Origin of the sequence: Escherichia sp. KTE172 (genome assembly GCF_000408845.1) — a bacterium.
In the GTDB taxonomy this organism is placed as follows: Bacteria; Pseudomonadota; Gammaproteobacteria; order Enterobacterales; family Enterobacteriaceae; genus Escherichia; species Escherichia coli.
Genome location: NZ_KE137316.1, coordinates 2,124,348 through 2,141,014, shown reverse-complemented (window position 1 = coordinate 2,141,014; position 16,667 = coordinate 2,124,348). Strand labels below are relative to the sequence as shown.

Below are 16,667 nucleotides of genomic sequence, written 5' to 3'. Positions count from 1 at the left end.
ATTTTTTCCAGAGGCGGTCGAACTCCGCCTTCGCAAAATAAGCGGAAGCCTGGCGAAGGATATCGTTACTGCGGCGCAGTTCACGATTTTCACGTTCCAGCTCTTTCAGACGCTGACGTTCAGCGGTGGTGAGCCCTCCATCACCGCCCCCGGTATCCCGCTCATGCTGGCGAACCCAGACACGCAGAGTCTCCGGCGTACAGCCAATCTTTGGAGCAATGGAACAAATTGTCGCCCATTGTGAGTCATATTCGCTCTGACTTTCCAGAACCATACGGACTGCCCGTTGACGGACTTCGGGGGAAAAACGAGTATTTTTAGTCATCCTGTTTACCTCTTTCTCAGGAAGTTTAGTCTCCAGGATTCCCGGGGCGGTTCAACCAGATGGGACGCTGGTTTGCTGGCAGGCTCATGAAAGAGCTGGGGTTGGTCAGCTGTCAGCAGCCGACTCACCGGTATAAACGTGGTGGTCATGAACATGTTGCTATCCCTAAAAGCAACAGCAAACAGCGACCACTGGGGAGCCCTGCATTGCGGGATTGTATTGTTCAGCGGGCCATGCTGATGGCGATGGGGCCGAGGAGAGTGATTTTCATACGCTCTCATATGGTTTTCGACTTGTGCGAAATGTCCACTACGCGATCCGCACGGTGAAACTGCAACTCACCGACTTCAGGGGAAACTCGGGGCCGCTGGGTAATCTCACATAAAAGTTCTTCGGTGTCATAAACAACGAGAGTATTTGATTCCTTTATGGCGGCCTGGTGCAGAGCTGCCCTTTCCCAGGACCTCCATATAATTTTTGTAGCGGCAGTCAGTGGCACACTCAGTTAACTACTTTCACTTCAGTGACTTTGAATGAGTCAGGGCTGCCGTTAAAGGTGTTAATGAAGGCTTGTATTTTCCACTTCTGGCCTGGTTCAAGATTGGATGCTGTGTCGATTGTTTGACCGATAACGACTCCATCTTTTAAAAGATTAAATTTTACATAAGCATTTTTGACAACAGAGTTTGATTTATTTTCAGCATAACCCACAATTGCCTTCGTCCCACTTGGGGTGTTTTCCACATGAAGGTTAGATAGCGCTATTTGAGAATTACCTACAGCCAAGGCATGACAACTAGCGATTGATAAAACAGTACTTAAAATTATATTTTTTAAATTCATATTCACCTCAAGTTAGTCGTTAATCGAGCTGGTTATTTTAACGCCTCAGATAACCTTGTTGAATAGTTTTTCATCGTCAGAAAATTTTCAGCTTTGTAAATAGAGTTTATCGCCGCCCCGTCACCCTGTCTTACGTATCCTGTACGCACTGTCTAATTCTAAGGGAGGTGCGAATGCTTTCTGTTCCAGCATCATCCTGTCGTCTGGTCGGTACTGTGGGGATGCTGTTTCTTTTCACCCTTGCCATACCCGTTCAGGCGGCTGAACGCCGAGGCTTAGGTCGAGCAGGGTAGTAGAGTGGTTTTTTTAACGGCTGGACACTTGATCCCGGACCGTTACGTCCTGGTTGATGCTCATCAACAGCCTGTAGATTTCACTCAAGGTGAATATGGGTTACTGCTGGCGTTGGCTCAAAACTCCCGACGAGTCTTAATCTGTGAGCAATTGCTGGATTTGATCCACGGTGAGACCACTGAGGTATTTGATCGCACCATCGATGTATTGATAATGCGTCTGTGTCGCAAAATAGAGATCAATCCCCATTGGTGTTTTGCAAGTCCGATACAACGGTTAGCCAGCTTCTGGTCGAACTTGAGCTGAAGGATCTTAAAACAGGTATCCATAGTGCTCCTGGATATTCTCTTTTTGGACATTGACGTCTCCATTGGTTTAAACACGGCAATGGAGACTGCGGTGAAAAGAGTTAATTCCCGGAGTGACTGGCTGGATGCCAATCAATGATCGGAAGCATGCCAAACTGTGAACGGAGATGGATGCCGCCAAATCATGATCGATTCAGATGCCATATTTGCAATATCGCGTTAATCGTCTGTTCAGCCGGGATATATTAGCGGGCCAGGGATCCGGGAAAATGCCACCTGATTGCCACCAGACAATTTTTTCTTCAGAAAGAAAACAGTTAATTAAGGCGGAGGTAAAATCATGGGCTTTATCAGAACGTCCTATAATCGTTAAATGGCATCTCCTGTCTCCAAACCGCCCCAGAGTTTCTGCAAAGCAGAGCGCTCTTCGTGGGTCAGGTGATTATCAGGGGCTGCCAATACACCGGAATTCCAGTAGCTGATAAACTCCAGATTGATGCTTCCTGCGGCCTGGTTCCAGAGCAGAGCCATGTCAGGTCTTCCTGGTAGCCAGAAAAAGCCTTTATTACGATAATTACGTAGCGTTCAGTGATGATCTGCTAATAATATTCTGTCGATCCGCTAAGTGTCAGTGTATGCGGTAAGCCCGCCCTTGAGTCACTATTTGGCAACTGCTACATCTAAGGTGACGTTATTCGCTGGCGCCGATATTTTCTCAATGGGAGATAACCCTGCACACTATGCAGTGTAATACTCGAGCTACTGCAAGGTTACGCAATTCAGTCTTTACTGCCGTTCTTACATTCGATTTGGGTATGAAGGCTTTCATCGTTTTAACACCTTTCTGCAATTCCATTGTTCTGAGAGCTTTCCACCGCTGTTGTACAAGGTACATGGCACAGTTGTGTCATTAACTTCTGTATTTCGTCAGTGAGAACCCGGTGATTACGTAGTTCATCTTTTGTCCAATGGATTGGTTGCCGTATAAAGGATCTTATCAACAAAGCACAGTTCCTCTATGTCAGCGACGACGTAGTGCTATGGCTCTTTCCCAAACGCCCATTTCTGACTGTTCCTGCAACGCCGGTTAGCTGTCACTATTTTTATGGATTCGATAAAAAATCTTCATCATGTATGATCGATTTTGTCGATCGATTCGATCGAATTTTCTCCTTTTACCCTGCCTTTTGCATGGTTTTAAAATAGGCAAAATTACTTGTCATTCGTGGAAAGTGATGGCGGAGATAACTGAGCTTAAAACGTTTCTCTTGTCTCCGTCACTTGCCATACCAGCCAGGAAAAGAAGATGTCAGTACAAGAAAAAACAGTACAGATTGATTCTTTTGATGCGAAATTTTTAGATATAAATACATTAAGCAGGCTTATTTATGAACGTAAGAGTTTTGTGATTGAAAATGTTTCTGATGTTAGTGAAACGGTAAAAAGAGTGGAGCATGAAATAGAGAAAACGAAATTAAGTCGTCGTGTATATACTGAGTACAGGAGTACAGCTTTAGCTGGTTCTTTATGGTCACCAACCCATCATGCTTGGTATGACTTATAACTTCTGACGACACTGCTCCTGAACGATAATTGCGTATATTCTGTAATTAAGATAATTGAATATCTTCTGCAATTAAACAGAAATACCCTGCAGTCTATTACTGCAGAGTTGTCTGTTATTTGTTTTACAGATAATTTCTGATTTTTATTATCCTGTTCTCTTCATAATAATGTTGTCGATATACTCCGATGAATATCAGAAAACTGTTTTGTCCGGGCAACACACCCCGGATTTTATTGTTTTTATTCTTTTTTGTTGTTTCTGCAATAACCACAATTGCATGCGGATACACTGAGAAGAATGCAACAGGAAATGTGCTGCTTCTGTTTCTCCTTCTGCTCCTTGCACACAGAAATACCCTCACATCCATTACAGCGCTGTTATTTCTGTTCTGTTGTGCACTGTATGCGCCTGCCGGTATGACGTACGGTAAAATCAACAACAGCTTTATTGTCGCGTTGTTGCAGACCACAACTGATGAGGCAGCGGAGTTTACCGGGATGATTCCTGTTTATCATTTTCTGGTCAGTGCCGCGATTCTGGTATTCATGGTGATTTTCTGGCGAACACACCACCGCGGTCACCGTAACTGGCTGGCACTGCTGCTGTTCGTATGATGCTCAGTAAACAGCTGGCCTTTGCGGATGGTTAAAGGAACTGTTGTGGGGACAACTGACACATTGCGTGAAATGCAGCGTTATAAACAACTGAATCAGCGTAAGCGTGCAGCAAGAACCGTATTGACGGGGATGTGTTATTCAGTCGGCAGTGCTACGCGCCAGGGGAGCAGTTCGCCGACCCGGTTTATCGGCCAGTCGGCTATGACGTCAAGGACATAGCGGAGGTAGCTTTCTGGCTCCACTCCGTTCAGTTTGCACGTCCCGATCAGGCTGTACAGCAGCGCTCCCCGCTCTCCTCCATGATCCGAACCGAAGAACAGGTAGTTTTTGCGGCCCAGACTGACCATCCGCAACGCATTTTCAGCGATGTTATTGTCCGCCTCAGCCCAGCCATCATCTGCATAGTACGTCAGCGCCGGCCACTGGTTCAGGGCGTATGCGAACGCTTTCGCCAGTTCTGAGTGTCGCGACAGGGTTTTCATCTTTTCACGCAGCCAGCTTTCCAGGGATTTCAGCAGCGGTTTCGTTTTCAACTGACGTTCGGCAAGGCGCTGCTCCGCCGTCATTCCCCTTATCTCTGCCTCGATGGCGTACAGTTCGCCGATCCGTTTCAGCGCTTCCTCCGTCAGGGCTGACGGGGTGCGAACGTGCACATCGTGGGTTTTACGGCGGGCGTGAGCCCAACAGGCGGCTTCCGTTATCCGGCCATCCCGGTACAGCTCGTTGAACCCGGCGTATGCATCCGCCTGCAGTACACCACTGAACCCCGCAAGATGGGTCTGCGGATGGATGCCTTTTCTGTCCGGGCTGTAAGCGAACCACACCGCCGGCGCCAGCGTTGACCCGGCGTTACGGTCGTCACGAACGTAGGTCCATAACCGCCCGGTCTTCGTTTTCTTATTGCCTGGCAACAGCACCGGGACAGGCGTGTCATCAGCATGGAGCTTACCGTCAGTCAGCACATAGCCATGAAGCGCCTCTTCCAGCGGAGACAGCTGCCGGCAGCATGCATCCACCCAGCCCGACAGCAGTGAACGGCTCTGCTCCACACCTTGCCGGCCGTATATTTCTGACTGGCGATACAGCGGGGTGTGCTCTGCATACTTCGAGGTCAGCACGCGGGCCAGCAGCCCCGGTCCGGCGATACCCCGCTCGATGGGCCGTGAAGGCGCGGGGGCCTGCACGATGGCATCGCACTGAGTACAGGCATGCTTTTCACGTACAGTCCGGATAACCCGGAAGGCGCTGCGCATCAGCTCCAGCTGTTCGGCGGCATCCTCACCCAGATAGCTCAGCGAGCCTCCACATTCCGGGCAGCATGACGCTGCCGGCAGCAGCCGTTTTTCATCGCGGGGGAGTGATTCGGGGAACGGTTTGCGGGTGCGGGTTTGACGCAGCGGGCGCTGCACGGCCGGGTCGTCAACCCGACCGGTAAGGGTATCACTTTCTTTCTGAAGTGCCTTCAGGTCAGCTTCCATCTGTGCGATACGACGGGAGACTTTTTCGGAGCAGCTGCCGACGTTCATCCGGCGCAGCTTATCCAGCTGTGCCTGCAGATGGTCTATTTCGCGTTCACGCTCGTTCAGCTTTTCCAGCAGGGCACGGTTCAGCGCCTCCTGTTCGGCAAGGAGACGTTTCAGTGCATTGATATCGTCAGGAAGTGAGCTGCTCATACCGGGTATATTACCAGGCTCATTCAGCGTCGACCAGGATAAAGAGGCTTACAACATAGTCAGGGACGTAAGCAGTCTTTTAGGCTGCCGCCAGTCGATACCTTCCAGCAGCATCGCCAGCTGTGCCGGTGTGAGGAACACTTTGCCATCCCGGGCTGACGGCCAGGCGAAGCGGCCGCGCTCCAGCCGTTTGGTCAGCAGACACAGTCCATCGCCGGTAGACCAGAGGAGCTTTACCTGACTGCCATTACGCCCACGGAAGATAAAAACGTGACCTGACATCGGATCGTCTTTCAGCGTCGTCTGCACCTTTGCCGCCAGGCCGTTGAAGCCGTTTCTCATATCGGTGATGCCAGCGACCAGCCAGATCTTTGTCCCTGATGGTAATGGGATCAACGTTTGAGCTCCCGTATCAGCAGGTTCAGGATATTTTCGCTGATGGCACCATTCAGACGGAGTGATCCGTGCCGGAACGTCACTTCACAGCTGATATTGAGTGATTCAGGTGTCGCAGCAGCTACAGGTTGTGACCGGGGGGAGGTTGTAGGGACAACATCTTCGGCATCAAGAGTTATCGGGAGCAGCTCAGGCACGTTGTTTTCTGTTGTTGAAGGAGGACGTAGTTTTCCTTCGCGCCAGTACTGGCGCCACTTGAACAGCAAATTATCGTTGATCCCATGCTCACGAGCGAGTTGCGCTACGGAGATCTCTGGTCGATGCGAGAGTTCAACCATTTTGATTTTGAACTCAACGGGATAATTAGGGCTTTTTTTACGCACTGCGGTTAATGATTTCATGGATAGCGTCCACCATATTTGGTGTCCACTATTCTCTCAGGAATTTCAGGATCTGCCAGACGGTGCTGAGACGACGCTTACGAATCAGCACGGGGCTGACAACTGGAAAATCCTGCCGGGAGCACCATTATATGACACGATTGTTATTGTTACTGGTGAGAGTGTCCGCAGGGATTATATGTCGGTATATGGTTATCCCGAGCCAACCACACCATGGCTGAATACGGCTCCCGGTTTATTTATTGACGGTTATACATCGGCAGCAGCCAGCACCGTGCCTTCCCTGAGCCGGACACTGATTTATGACTATGAGCAGAACCCTGATTCCGGCAACAACGTGGTGGCGCTGGCAGCAAAAGCAGGATACAGCACATGGTGGATATCCAATCAGGGAAAACTGGGAGAGCATGACACACGCATCTCTGTTATTGCTTCTGATGCGGACCATACTGTTTTCCTCAAGAAAGGCAGCTTTGCTTCCCGTAAAACGGATGACATGTTGTTGTTACAGGAAACAGAACGTGCGCTGGCAGATACATCCACTCCGAAGGTGATTTTCCTGCACATGATGGGGTCTCATCCGAACCCGTGTGATCGGCTTCACTCCTGGCAGAATAATTACCTGGAGCAGTATTCCCGAAAAATTGCCTGTTATCTTGCCAGCATCAGTAAACTGGATAACTTTCTTGGTCAGCTTGATGGTATCCTTCGCCGACACTCACGTCATTTCGCCATGCTTTACTTTTCTGACCATGGGCTGTCGGTCAGCGACAGTGCTAATCCTGTTCATCATGATGGTCATGTGCAGGGAGGCTACAGCGTGCCCCTGATTATTACCGCCAGTGATATAACCTCTCATCAGTCCCTCAGCAGAAAAATCAGTGCCCGTCATTTCACAGGTATTTTTCAGTGGCTGACCGGCATTCGTACTGAAAATATACCGCCATTCAATCTGCTGACAGACGAAGATAATGAACCCGTTATGGTTTTTAACGGAGAGAGGAATGTACTGGCAGACAGTCTGAAACCACAGCCTCTGATTCTTCCGGTCAAGGGAAAATAAGCGTAATGTTCATCACCAGATTATGTACGATGAGTTTTCCACTGTTTATAGCAATTATCTTGCTAATAACCAGACAGGAGTAACCAGACCAACCGAAAACACCGGGAAGGTGATTACCCGCTGGCAGAGGAAATCCGGTTTTTTTTGATGTCAGCCATAACGTGTTTGACAATAAAGCATCATGAAAGGGTGTTAATGAGTCCATGGGATAATTCATAAAAATAATTTACTGTGTTATCCTTTTCAAAAGAAATATTCAGAAGATAACCCCTGGCTGACAACCAGGGGAAGGGGGCATTAACAGTGTTATTATTGGTGGATAAATTATTACTTGTGTGCAGGATACACTAATGCAATATCTACTGATACTGTATGCCAGTATGTTTCATGCCTGCCGCTGAAAACGGCAATATCCAGGGCCAGACATATTCACCATTCATATTTCTGCATTTCTGTACAATTTTCTCAGAAAGCGTCTCATCAATTCTTTCACGCAACTTCTCCTGCTGTCTTAAAATACTTTCGCATATTTCGAAATCATCTTCCTGCATCAGCATTTCGGCGCATTTAATGATTTCTGCCCGTTCATGCAGCACAGAGGAATGATTATAGAGCCAGTTTACAAACAGCAATGCTTCCGGATATTGCCCCCATAACGGGTGGTATGTGGCATAATAATCTTCGGCAGTATCCGGACCGCCTGAAAAGTTATGCCATACAGCAAGTGGAAATGGATGCAGATTTCCGCACAGTATTTCTGCGATGTAAGTATTTGCCGCAAAGCCGCGACGAAATGCAGTTGCAGCTTTTACCAGTTCCCCATTAAGAAAATGCAGAAGGCCGAGTTCATACCAGTAAGGTGAAAATTCATCTGCATGTTCCTGCAGTATATGGCGTGCCTGTTCATGAGCGCCAGTGCGTAACAGTTCCGGTCCCAGTAGCCAGCGTGCACCATGATTATCTTCGGGATTGTAATCCAGTATTTTTTCAATGAGCATGATGGCATCCTGATGACGCTGTAAATGTGCATTTGCCAGGATTGCCGCATAGAGGGCACGAAGAAAAGGTCGGTTGTCAGGATGTATCCAGATGATTCTGCCACTGAAACCTTCAGGGATAAGACGATTGCCAATTGCCAGCCCTTTAAGGGCAGCATTCAGCGCCTTACGCGGGGCATTCTGCTCCAGAAATACGTATGCCAAGTGAGCGTGTACATCAATAAAGTCATTCTCCTGTCGGGCAAGGCGCCTGAGTTTGTTGATGTAACTTGTTTCGCTGATTTCATCCGCATCGTATGCATCAATCAGTTCTTCAAACTCATCCAGCAACGAGCCAAACCAGGTTTCCGGAAATATGAAACAGCCCTGGTTATCGTTCACTTCAAAGCGTAATTTGCCAGTCATATTCTGAACCTGTAAAAAAGGATGGACCATAACCTGCAGGCTATAAAAATTGTGATGCCTGGCATCGGTGTCCTTTTATTGTCCGGGATTAACGTTGCCCATGATAATACAGTGAATTCTGTTCTGTGGTAAGACGTTGAGTTATTGAATGAGAACCTCAGCCTGGCTGATGGTTCCGCCGGCATAAAAAAGAAATTGATTGAGGCGGGTGCTCTTCCCCTTAAGAGGAAGAGCATGTGTGTAAATGGCGTTCAGTCACCTTTTCAGTGGATTGTTAACTTTTGCATATTCAAACGGACTGATACACTCCTCCCTGTTTGCATCCAGAAAATCTGCCCACCATTGCAGCATAAGCCGACGTTCTTCCAGATGTTCTGCTTTATGAATATACGCGGCACGTACTCCGTTGCGCTCCTGATGACTCATCTGACGTTCAACCGCATCTCTTGACCATAAGCCGGATTCAATCAATGCACTGCACGCCATCGCCCGGAATCCATGGCCACAGACTTCCTTGGTTGTGTCATACCCCATCACTCTGAGGGCCTTATTTACGGTATTTTCACTGATTGGTTTACGTGGGTCGTGTGCTCCCGTAAAGATCAGACCATTTTCACCTGCCCATGTCTGAAGTTCTGCCAGTATGGCTACAGCCTGTTGGCTGAGTGGCACAAGATGTGGTGTTCGCATCTTGGAGCCCCGGTATGAAAATTTTACGCCTGGCAGAGGTTCGAGTTCGGCTGGAATAGTCCACATGGCATTGTCAATATCAATTTCAGACCAGCGGGCATATCTGAGTTCACTGGAACGAATAAAAACCAGTAAATTCAGCATAACTGCCAGTCGGGTGACAGGCTGGCCTTTATAACCGTCAATACGCGACAGAAGTTCAGGCAGGCGTGAAAGATCCAGAGCAGGGCGATGCTGGCGTTTTACCGTGGTCAATGCACCAGCCATATCCAGAGCCGGGTTATATCTGATGATGCCAGACTGTACGGCATAACGCATTACAGCAGATATTCTTTGCTGCAGACGACTGGCGATTTCATAAATTTGTTTAACTTCTGCAGCACGAACAGGGATAAGCAGATCCGGGGTACTGAGTGTTGTGATATCCCGGTTGCCGATAAAGGGGAAAACGTGAGTCTCGAGGCTTTTGAGTACTTTATCGCTGTGTGATTGTGCCCATTGTTTATTACTGGCATGCCAGCGTCGTGCAATATGTTCAAAAGAGAGCTGTAAATCAGGGACTACTTTTTTAGCTCTTTTCTGTTCGCAAGGGTCAACCCCCTCCGAAATCAGTTTTCGGGCCTCATCCCGTTTTGTACGAGCTTCGGAGAGAGAAACTTCCTGATACACACCAAGTGCCAGGGTTTTCTCCTTACCCAGAATACGATAATGGAGACGCCAGTAACGGGAACCATTAGGATGTACCAGCAGGAACATGCCAGCCCCGTCAGTGAGTTTATAAGCCTTGTCAGTGGGCTTTGCAGCCCGGATTTTTGCGTCAGTCAGTGCCATAGTTCAGCCTTCTGAATGCGTTAAAGAGGGTACAAATTCTGTCGAACTGGGGTATACCCGCAATTATACCCACACAATGGGGTTGATGTGGGGGGAATCTGGTTGAGTTCGGTAGAATTGATTTGGAGGCAGAACGCTTAAATTGTGGCGTTCTGAAACGAAAAACGGACCTCCGTGGAGGTCCGTTGATATGAATTTGGTGCCCGGACTCGGAATCGAACCAAGGACACGGGGATTTTCAATCCCCTGCTCTACCGACTGAGCTATCCGGGCAACGGGGCGCATTAAACCTGATTCGCCTCGTCTCGTCAATCAAATTTCTTCAATTTAGTGCAGACTGCACAATCTATCATCACTTTGCCGCTATTGCACGCATTGTCAGGCAAACCAGGCGGCGGAAAGCGGCATTGCCAGAAGGAGTGCTGGAAGCATGTTGACCACCGGGAACATTTTAATGCCACAGATGCGTAATCCGGTTGCCATCAGCAATAAACCGCCTACGGCGCTGAAGTCTGCCATCATCGACGGTGTGGTCAGCGGTAATATCAGCGCGGCAGCCCACGCCAGCGTTAACTGGATGATCAGTAATGGGATACTAATTACCGACACCGCAATACCCAGCGAGCAGGCGAAGATCATCGCCGTAAAGAAATCGAGAAATGACTTGGCGATTAAAATACTCGGATCGCCGGTCATCCCTTCGTTCATCGCCCCGAAGATCCCGGTGCCGCTGGCGCAAAACAGGACAATAATCGCGACATAATTCTGAATAAAAGATTCATGCGCTGGCTTCTTACGTGAGTGACGAAACAGATTTTGTGCTTTGGCGACCGCTGTATTGACGCCTTTTTCCAGCAGACAAATTTCGCCGATTAAAGCTCCGAGTAAGGTTGCTAAAACCATCGCCGGAAGGTTGGCGCATTTCACCACCAGTAAAATACCAATCCCCAGCGATGCCAGACCAAAAATTGATGTCATGGAGACGCGGATACGTTCCGGTAAGCGTTGGCTAAGGAGTGCGCCGAAAACGCCACCCAGTAAGACTGCACTTGCGTTGATAAAAGGGCCGATGACCACAAGAGTTCCTGTTAGCTGTATTGTTTGATTTTCTTATTATGAACTTTTGGCGCCGTCGATGGCTTGTTTGTTCGCAAAGTCCTGGCTTGCACGCTTTAGCGAAAGGTGCCATGATTGCGCGAATTTTCTCCTCTCTGTACGGAGTTTGCCCGATGCACGCCACCTCCTTACATTCTCTCGCTTATCGCCGTTTCGCGCGAAACTCTTCTCTTTTTATGCTACTGCTCATGCGGTGAAGTTAACGCACGCTCACTGCAGGACAACAGTAAAATCAGAGCGTTTCTGCTTTTACTGATGTCTGGTGGTCGGAGCTGGTGACCAGTTTGACCCATATCTCATGGGGCAGGGTTTTCCACCTTGTCCGGTATTCTTACTTCCCCTAAACGGGTTTTGCGCTTATGAAATCAATGAATATTGCCGCCAGTAGTGAACTGGTATCCCGACTTTCTACTCATCGCCGCGTGGTGGCGTTGGGAGATACTGATTTTACGGACGTCGCGGCAGTCGTCATTACCGCTGCGGATAGTCGCAGTGGCATTCTTGCGTTGCTTAAGCGCACCGGTTTTCATCTACCGGTGTTTTTGTATTCCGAACATGTTGTTGAATTACCTGCGGGCGTTACGGCGGTAATCAACGGCAACGAGCAGCAGTGGCTGGAGCTGGAATCCGCAGCCTGTCAGTATGAAGAGAATTTGCTGCCACCGTTTTATGACACGCTGACGCAGTACGTTGAGATGGGTAATAGCACTTTTGCTTGCCCTGGGCATCAACATGGTGCGTTCTTTAAAAAGCATCCTGCCGGACGCCATTTTTACGATTTCTTTGGTGAGAACGTCTTTCGCACCGATATGTGTAACGCTGACGTAAAATTGGGCGATCTGCTAATTCATGAAGGATCGGCGAAGGATGCGCAGAAATTCGCAGCCAAAGTCTTTCATGCCGATAAAACCTATTTTGTACTGAACGGCACATCGGCAGCGAATAAAGTGGTGACGAATGCGCTGTTAACGCGTGGCGATCTGGTGCTCTTTGACCGTAACAACCATAAGTCGAATCATCACGGCGCGCTGATTCAGGCGGGGGCGACGCCGGTCTATCTGGAAGCTTCACGTAACCCGTTTGGTTTAATTGGCGGTATTGATGCGCACTGTTTTAATGAAGAGTATCTGCGCCAGCAAATTCGCGACGTTGCGCCAGAAAAAGCTGAGTTGCCGCGCCCGTTTCGCCTGGCGATTATTCAACTGGGAACCTATGACGGCACTGTCTATAACGCCCGCCAGGTGATCGATACCGTTGGGCATCTGTGTGATTACATTCTGTTTGATTCCGCGTGGGTCGGTTACGAACAGTTTATCCCGATGATGGCGGATAGCTCGCCGCTGCTGTTAGAACTTAACGAAAACGATCCGGGGATCTTTGTGACCCAGTCAGTGCACAAACAGCAGGCGGGATTCTCACAGACGTCGCAGATCCATAAAAAAGATAACCATATCCGCGGACAGGCGCGTTTTTGCCCGCATAAGCGGTTGAATAATGCCTTTATGCTCCATGCTTCTACCAGCCCGTTCTATCCGCTGTTTGCCGCGCTGGACGTTAACGCCAAAATTCATGAAGGAGAGAGTGGGCGTCGGCTGTGGGCTGAGTGTGTTGAGATAGGGATTGAAGCGCGCAAGGCTATTCTTGCGCACTGTAAGCTGTTCCGCCCGTTTATCCCGCCCGTTGTTGATGGCAAATTGTGGCAGGATTATCCGACGTCAGTGTTAGCCAGCGACCGCCGTTTTTTCAGTTTTGAGCCGGGGGCGAAGTGGCACGGCTTTGAAGGATATGCCGTGGATCAGTATTTTGTTGATCCGTGCAAGCTGTTACTCACTACACCAGGTATCAATGCCGAAACTGGCGAATATAGCGACTTTGGCGTTCCGGCGACGATTCTGGCGCACTATCTGCGTGAGAACGGCATTGTGCCGGAGAAGTGCGATCTCAACTCCATTCTGTTCTTATTAACTCCGGCGGAAAGCCACGAGAAGCTGGCACAACTGGTGGCGATGCTGGCGCAGTTTGAACAGCATATTGAGGATGACTCGCTGCTGGCTGAGGTGTTGCCGAGCGTTTATAACAAATATCCGGTGCGCTATCGCGACTACACCCTGCGTCAGTTGTGTCAGGAGATGCACGATCTTTATGTCAGTTTCGACGTCAAAGACCTACAAAAAGCGATGTTCCGCCAGCAGAGTTTCCCGTCAGTGGTGATGAATCCCCAGGATGCGCATAGCGCTTATATTCGCGGTGAAGTGGAGTTGGTGCGGATTCGTGATGCCGAAGGGCGAATTGCGGCAGAAGGGGCGTTGCCTTATCCACCTGGCGTGCTTTGCGTGGTACCCGGAGAAGTCTGGGGTGGGGCGGTTCAACGTTATTTCCTTGCGCTGGAAGAAGGGGTGAATTTGTTGCCGGGATTTTCGCCGGAGCTGCAAGGTGTCTATAGCGAAACCGATGCAGATGGCATGAAACGATTGTACGGTTATGTGTTGAAGTAAGAAAAAAACGGGTCACCTTCTGGCGACCCGTTTTTCTTTGCGTAATTAGTGGCTCACCGTCTGTGTACCTGTCGGGACACGAACGTGTTTATATTTGAACATCGCCATGAACGCGAAGGCCAGAACCACGGAGTAACCAGCGAAAATCAACCATACGGTCTGCCAGTCGGTAATGCCGTTTTGGGTGTACATCTCAACAACTTTACCGCTCACGATGCCGCCAAGGATACAGCCGAAGCCGTTAGTCATCATCAGGAACATCCCCTGCGCACTGGCGCGAATTGCCGGGCTAACTTCTTTTTCGACAAACACCGAACCAGAGATGTTGAAGAAGTCGAATGCGCAACCGTAAACGATCATCGACAGTACCAGCAGCACGGTACCGAACGGAGTCGGGTCGCCGTAAGCAAACAGCGCAAAACGCAGGATCCACGCCACAATACTGATCATCATTACGTTCTTAATACCGTAGCGGCTTAAGAAGAACGGGATGGTCAGAATGAACAGGGTTTCAGAGATCTGCGAAATTGACATGATGATTGACGCATGCTGCACGATGAAGCTGCTGGCAAACATCGGATCTTTGTCGAAGCTGTGCAGGAAGGTGTTACCGAACATGTTGGTAATCTGCAGTTCCGCGCCAAGCAGCATTGAGAAGATGAAGAAGATTGCCATACGCTTGTTTTTAAACAGCGCGAATGCATCGAGGCCCAGCAGGGTTGTCCAGCTCTGATTCGCTTGCTGTTTAGCAACCGGAATATGCGGCAGAGTCAGGGTAAACAGAACCAGAATGGCGGAAAGTGCTGCGCCAATATACAGCTGCATGTGGCTTAATTCGAAGCCAGACAGGCTCACCACCCACATTGCCATGATAAAGCCGATGGTGCCCCAGATACGGATTGGCGGGAAGTCAGTAACGATATCCATCCCGGCATTTTGCAGGCGATAGTAAGAGATGGTGTTGATTAACCCAAGCGTTGGCATATAAGCAAACGAGTTAATCAATATCACAAGGAACATCGCTTCCGGCGTCGTGACCTGTGCCGCCATGAACAGCGTGATAGCGCCAATGGTGTGGCAAATGGCATATACCCATTTCGCACTTAACCATTTGTCGGCCACAATCCCCAGCAGCGCAGGCATAAAGACCGCGGCGATACCCAGTGAACTATAAACTGCGCCAATAGAAGCACCGTCAAACTTCAGGGTAACAAACATATAGGAGCCGAGGGTCGTCAGCCAACTTCCCCACAGACAGAACTGCAGAAAAGAGAGGATTTTCAGCTGCAGCTTAAGATTCATGTTAATTTCCTCACATCGTGATGCGGATGAGTGTTTGAAAAAGCACATTTGACCGTGCGAGATGATGGGATTCTATCAACTTCCCGGACTGGTTTTTTGTTACCTGTGGCAAATAATTGCAAACATTCCCAATTTGCAAAACGAAATTGTGATGTGGATAACATTTTTGCCCCTGAGCATCGTCAGGGGCGGTTAGTGGAATTATCGGCGGCGGTAGGATTTTTGCGCGGTATTCACTTTATAAAGATAACGGCGAGATTCCGCAGAAGGATGGCGGGTCGTCAGCGTCTGATAAACATCGCCCGGCGTCATGGTGTTAATAATATTGGCAGCCTGAATCTTATCATTCGAAAAGACTCGCAGCACGCTGCCTGCGCCGCCGTTATAGGCTGTGATGACGGCATAACGCCGCGATGTTGGGTTATCAATTCCGCCGAGATAAACATTGTTCAGCATCGCCAGATACGCGGTGCCGGTATCAATATTGCTGGCAGGATCAAACAAGAAACTGCGGCTCGGCGTGCCGGATTTCCCCTGCGAGCGGAACACATCTTTCCCGGCAGTATGTTGTACCACCTGCATTAATCCCAGCGCATCGGAACGGCTGACCGCATACGGGTTAAAGGAAGATTCAGTCTGCATAATTGCCAGAATCAGCGACTCATCAACGCCATATTTCCGTGACGCCTGGCGGACCATGCCGAGATATTTGTGCGCACGTTTATCAAGGTGGTTCGGCACCATGTTAATGGTGACGCTGTAGATGATACGCAGCCCGTTGCTGCGGCTCTTCAGACGGTTTTTCAGCAGATAATCCGCGAAGTTGCTTGCGCGACCTTCCCAGCGAATCGGCTGCCCGGTGTTGTCCACCACCTGACCGTAAAGGAAAGGTTCTTTCGAAATCGTAATATCATCAACATCGGAATAGAGATCGACCGAACCCGGATCGTCACCCATCAGCAACGTTTTAATAATTGCCCGACGCAGATGCGCGGCAGGTTCTGTCCCGGCGATGGTTTCGATAGTGATCGTACCGTCATCGAAGTTGATGTGGCTGCGGGTCTGATATTGATCGGTGTATTTCACGTAGTCCTTAGGACCGGCGATCACCACCTCTTTGAATCCCCAGATGTTCTCAATATTGTGGGCAAATTGCCCCATCAGAATATCAAAACCGTTGGTGTCTTTGACCCAGGCTTCGTTATAGGTATCGCCTTTTTTGGTCGTCGAACAGGAGATGAGCAACGGCGCAATCAAAGCCAGCACGAGATATTTTTTCATCATTCCGGGTGCGTGTTGTGTTTGTTTTTATGCAAGTTGCCGGAGGCGACCTCCGGCACTGT

13 protein-coding genes, 1 tRNA gene and 6 pseudogenes are annotated in these 16,667 nt (G+C 49.2%); 7 read left to right on the top strand and 13 right to left on the bottom strand.

The window, feature by feature from the left end; translation table 11 throughout:
- Positions 1 to 325 (bottom strand): annotated as a pseudogene (locus tag G434_RS13590) (transposase); the annotation flags it as partial.
- A 56-nt stretch (positions 326 to 381) separates the two neighbouring features.
- Between G434_RS13590 and G434_RS31100 the strand changes: the two are divergent.
- Positions 382 to 528: pseudogene (locus G434_RS31100) on the top strand (IS3 family transposase); the annotation flags it as partial.
- A 298-nt stretch (positions 529 to 826) separates the two neighbouring features.
- Here G434_RS31100 and G434_RS13595 read toward each other — a convergent pair.
- Entirely contained in the window at positions 827 to 1,168 is a 342-nt protein-coding gene (locus G434_RS13595; RefSeq protein WP_001049880.1) for an FxLYD domain-containing protein, read from the bottom strand.
- Positions 1,169 to 1,473: 305 nt separating this feature from the next.
- Here G434_RS13595 and G434_RS27505 point away from each other — a divergent pair.
- Positions 1,474 to 1,711: pseudogene (locus G434_RS27505) on the top strand (winged helix-turn-helix domain-containing protein); the annotation flags it as partial.
- Between the two features lie 252 nt (positions 1,712 to 1,963).
- On the opposite strand, the pseudogene G434_RS0125285 reads toward G434_RS27505, so the two are convergent.
- A pseudogene (locus G434_RS0125285) lies at positions 1,964 to 2,343 on the bottom strand (GTP-binding protein); the annotation flags it as partial.
- 733 nt (positions 2,344 to 3,076) lie between these two features.
- Here G434_RS0125285 and G434_RS13605 point away from each other — a divergent pair.
- Entirely contained in the window at positions 3,077 to 3,334 is a 258-nt protein-coding gene (locus G434_RS13605) for a hypothetical protein (RefSeq protein WP_000116006.1), read from the top strand.
- A 188-nt stretch (positions 3,335 to 3,522) separates the two neighbouring features.
- Positions 3,523 to 4,083, top strand: a pseudogene (locus tag G434_RS13610) (phosphoethanolamine transferase domain-containing protein); the annotation flags it as partial.
- A 5-nt stretch (positions 4,084 to 4,088) separates the two neighbouring features.
- On the opposite strand, the gene G434_RS13615 reads toward G434_RS13610, so the two are convergent.
- The 3 genes from G434_RS13615 to tnpA are packed head-to-tail and all read right to left on the bottom strand — an operon-like array spanning position 4,089 to position 6,424.
- Complete coding sequence (locus tag G434_RS13615) at positions 4,089 to 5,627, bottom strand: IS66-like element ISEc22 family transposase (protein WP_001530845.1); 1,539 nt, start codon at positions 5,625 to 5,627, stop codon at positions 4,089 to 4,091.
- 48 nt (positions 5,628 to 5,675) lie between these two features.
- Positions 5,676 to 6,023 (bottom strand): IS66 family insertion sequence element accessory protein TnpB, encoded by a 348-nt coding sequence (gene tnpB, locus G434_RS13620; RefSeq protein ID WP_000612626.1) that lies wholly within the window; start codon positions 6,021 to 6,023, stop codon positions 5,676 to 5,678.
- Positions 6,020 to 6,424, bottom strand: coding sequence for an IS66-like element accessory protein TnpA (gene tnpA / locus G434_RS13625; RefSeq protein WP_000839179.1), 405 nt, complete (start codon positions 6,422 to 6,424; stop codon positions 6,020 to 6,022). The genes tnpB and tnpA overlap by 4 nt, the downstream gene beginning before the upstream one ends.
- A gap of 82 nt (positions 6,425 to 6,506) precedes the next feature.
- Here tnpA and G434_RS13630 point away from each other — a divergent pair.
- Positions 6,507 to 7,487, top strand: a pseudogene (locus G434_RS13630) (phosphoethanolamine transferase); the annotation flags it as partial.
- On the opposite strand, the gene G434_RS30965 reads toward G434_RS13630, so the two are convergent.
- The 5 genes from G434_RS30965 to G434_RS13650 all read right to left on the bottom strand — a co-directional run bounded on the left by G434_RS30965 (position 7,474) and on the right by G434_RS13650 (position 11,488).
- Positions 7,474 to 7,704: a hypothetical protein gene (locus G434_RS30965; RefSeq protein WP_001333708.1), complete on the bottom strand. Its 231-nt coding sequence runs from the start codon at positions 7,702 to 7,704 to the stop codon at positions 7,474 to 7,476. The pseudogene G434_RS13630 and the gene G434_RS30965 overlap by 14 nt on opposite strands.
- Before the next feature lie 142 nt (positions 7,705 to 7,846).
- Complete coding sequence (locus G434_RS13635) at positions 7,847 to 8,890, bottom strand: tetratricopeptide repeat protein (RefSeq protein WP_000147018.1); 1,044 nt, start codon at positions 8,888 to 8,890, stop codon at positions 7,847 to 7,849.
- A gap of 255 nt (positions 8,891 to 9,145) precedes the next feature.
- On the bottom strand, positions 9,146 to 10,411 hold the full coding sequence (locus G434_RS13640; protein WP_001530842.1) for a tyrosine-type recombinase/integrase: 1,266 nt from the start codon (positions 10,409 to 10,411) through the stop codon (positions 9,146 to 9,148).
- A gap of 197 nt (positions 10,412 to 10,608) precedes the next feature.
- Positions 10,609 to 10,684: transfer RNA gene (locus tag G434_RS13645), tRNA-Phe, on the bottom strand.
- A 105-nt stretch (positions 10,685 to 10,789) separates the two neighbouring features.
- The gene (locus tag G434_RS13650) at positions 10,790 to 11,488 is read right to left on the bottom strand and encodes a DUF554 domain-containing protein (RefSeq protein WP_001530841.1); all 699 of its coding nucleotides are present in this window, start codon (positions 11,486 to 11,488) and stop codon (positions 10,790 to 10,792) included.
- Between the two features lie 152 nt (positions 11,489 to 11,640).
- Here G434_RS13650 and G434_RS30475 point away from each other — a divergent pair, with 152 nt between their 5' ends.
- Both G434_RS30475 and speC read left to right on the top strand, forming a co-directional pair.
- The gene (locus G434_RS30475) at positions 11,641 to 11,724 is read left to right on the top strand and encodes a hypothetical protein (RefSeq protein WP_212734243.1); all 84 of its coding nucleotides are present in this window, start codon (positions 11,641 to 11,643) and stop codon (positions 11,722 to 11,724) included.
- A gap of 162 nt (positions 11,725 to 11,886) precedes the next feature.
- Positions 11,887 to 14,022 (top strand): ornithine decarboxylase, encoded by a 2,136-nt coding sequence (gene speC, locus G434_RS13655; protein WP_000839808.1) that lies wholly within the window; start codon positions 11,887 to 11,889, stop codon positions 14,020 to 14,022.
- Between the two features lie 45 nt (positions 14,023 to 14,067).
- On the opposite strand, the gene nupG is transcribed toward speC, so the two are convergent.
- Both nupG and mltC read right to left on the bottom strand, forming a co-directional pair.
- Complete coding sequence (nupG, locus tag G434_RS13660) at positions 14,068 to 15,324, bottom strand: nucleoside permease NupG (protein WP_001049791.1); 1,257 nt, start codon at positions 15,322 to 15,324, stop codon at positions 14,068 to 14,070.
- Between the two features lie 201 nt (positions 15,325 to 15,525).
- Positions 15,526 to 16,605 carry a membrane-bound lytic murein transglycosylase MltC gene (gene mltC / locus G434_RS13665; protein ID WP_001336290.1) on the bottom strand — a complete coding sequence of 360 codons (1,080 nt, stop codon included), beginning with the start codon at positions 16,603 to 16,605 and terminating at the stop codon, positions 15,526 to 15,528.
- Positions 16,606 to 16,667: the final 62 nt, after the last annotated feature.

Coding starts and splice junctions, on each gene's coding strand:
- G434_RS13595 (WP_001049880.1), bottom strand. CDS start 1,168: ATGAATTTAAAAAATATAATTTTAAGTACTGTTTTATCAATCGCTAGT.
- G434_RS13605 (WP_000116006.1), top strand. CDS start 3,077: ATGTCAGTACAAGAAAAAACAGTACAGATTGATTCTTTTGATGCGAAA.
- G434_RS13615 (WP_001530845.1), bottom strand. CDS start 5,627: ATGAGCAGCTCACTTCCTGACGATATCAATGCACTGAAACGTCTCCTT.
- tnpA (WP_000839179.1), bottom strand. CDS start 6,424: ATGAAATCATTAACCGCAGTGCGTAAAAAAAGCCCTAATTATCCCGTT.
- G434_RS30965 (WP_001333708.1), bottom strand. CDS start 7,704: ATGAATTATCCCATGGACTCATTAACACCCTTTCATGATGCTTTATTG.
- G434_RS13635 (WP_000147018.1), bottom strand. CDS start 8,890: ATGACTGGCAAATTACGCTTTGAAGTGAACGATAACCAGGGCTGTTTC.
- G434_RS13640 (WP_001530842.1), bottom strand. CDS start 10,411: ATGGCACTGACTGACGCAAAAATCCGGGCTGCAAAGCCCACTGACAAG.
- G434_RS30475 (WP_212734243.1), top strand. CDS start 11,641: ATGCACGCCACCTCCTTACATTCTCTCGCTTATCGCCGTTTCGCGCGA.
- speC (WP_000839808.1), top strand. CDS start 11,887: ATGAAATCAATGAATATTGCCGCCAGTAGTGAACTGGTATCCCGACTT.
- nupG (WP_001049791.1), bottom strand. CDS start 15,324: ATGAATCTTAAGCTGCAGCTGAAAATCCTCTCTTTTCTGCAGTTCTGT.
- mltC (WP_001336290.1), bottom strand. CDS start 16,605: ATGAAAAAATATCTCGTGCTGGCTTTGATTGCGCCGTTGCTCATCTCC.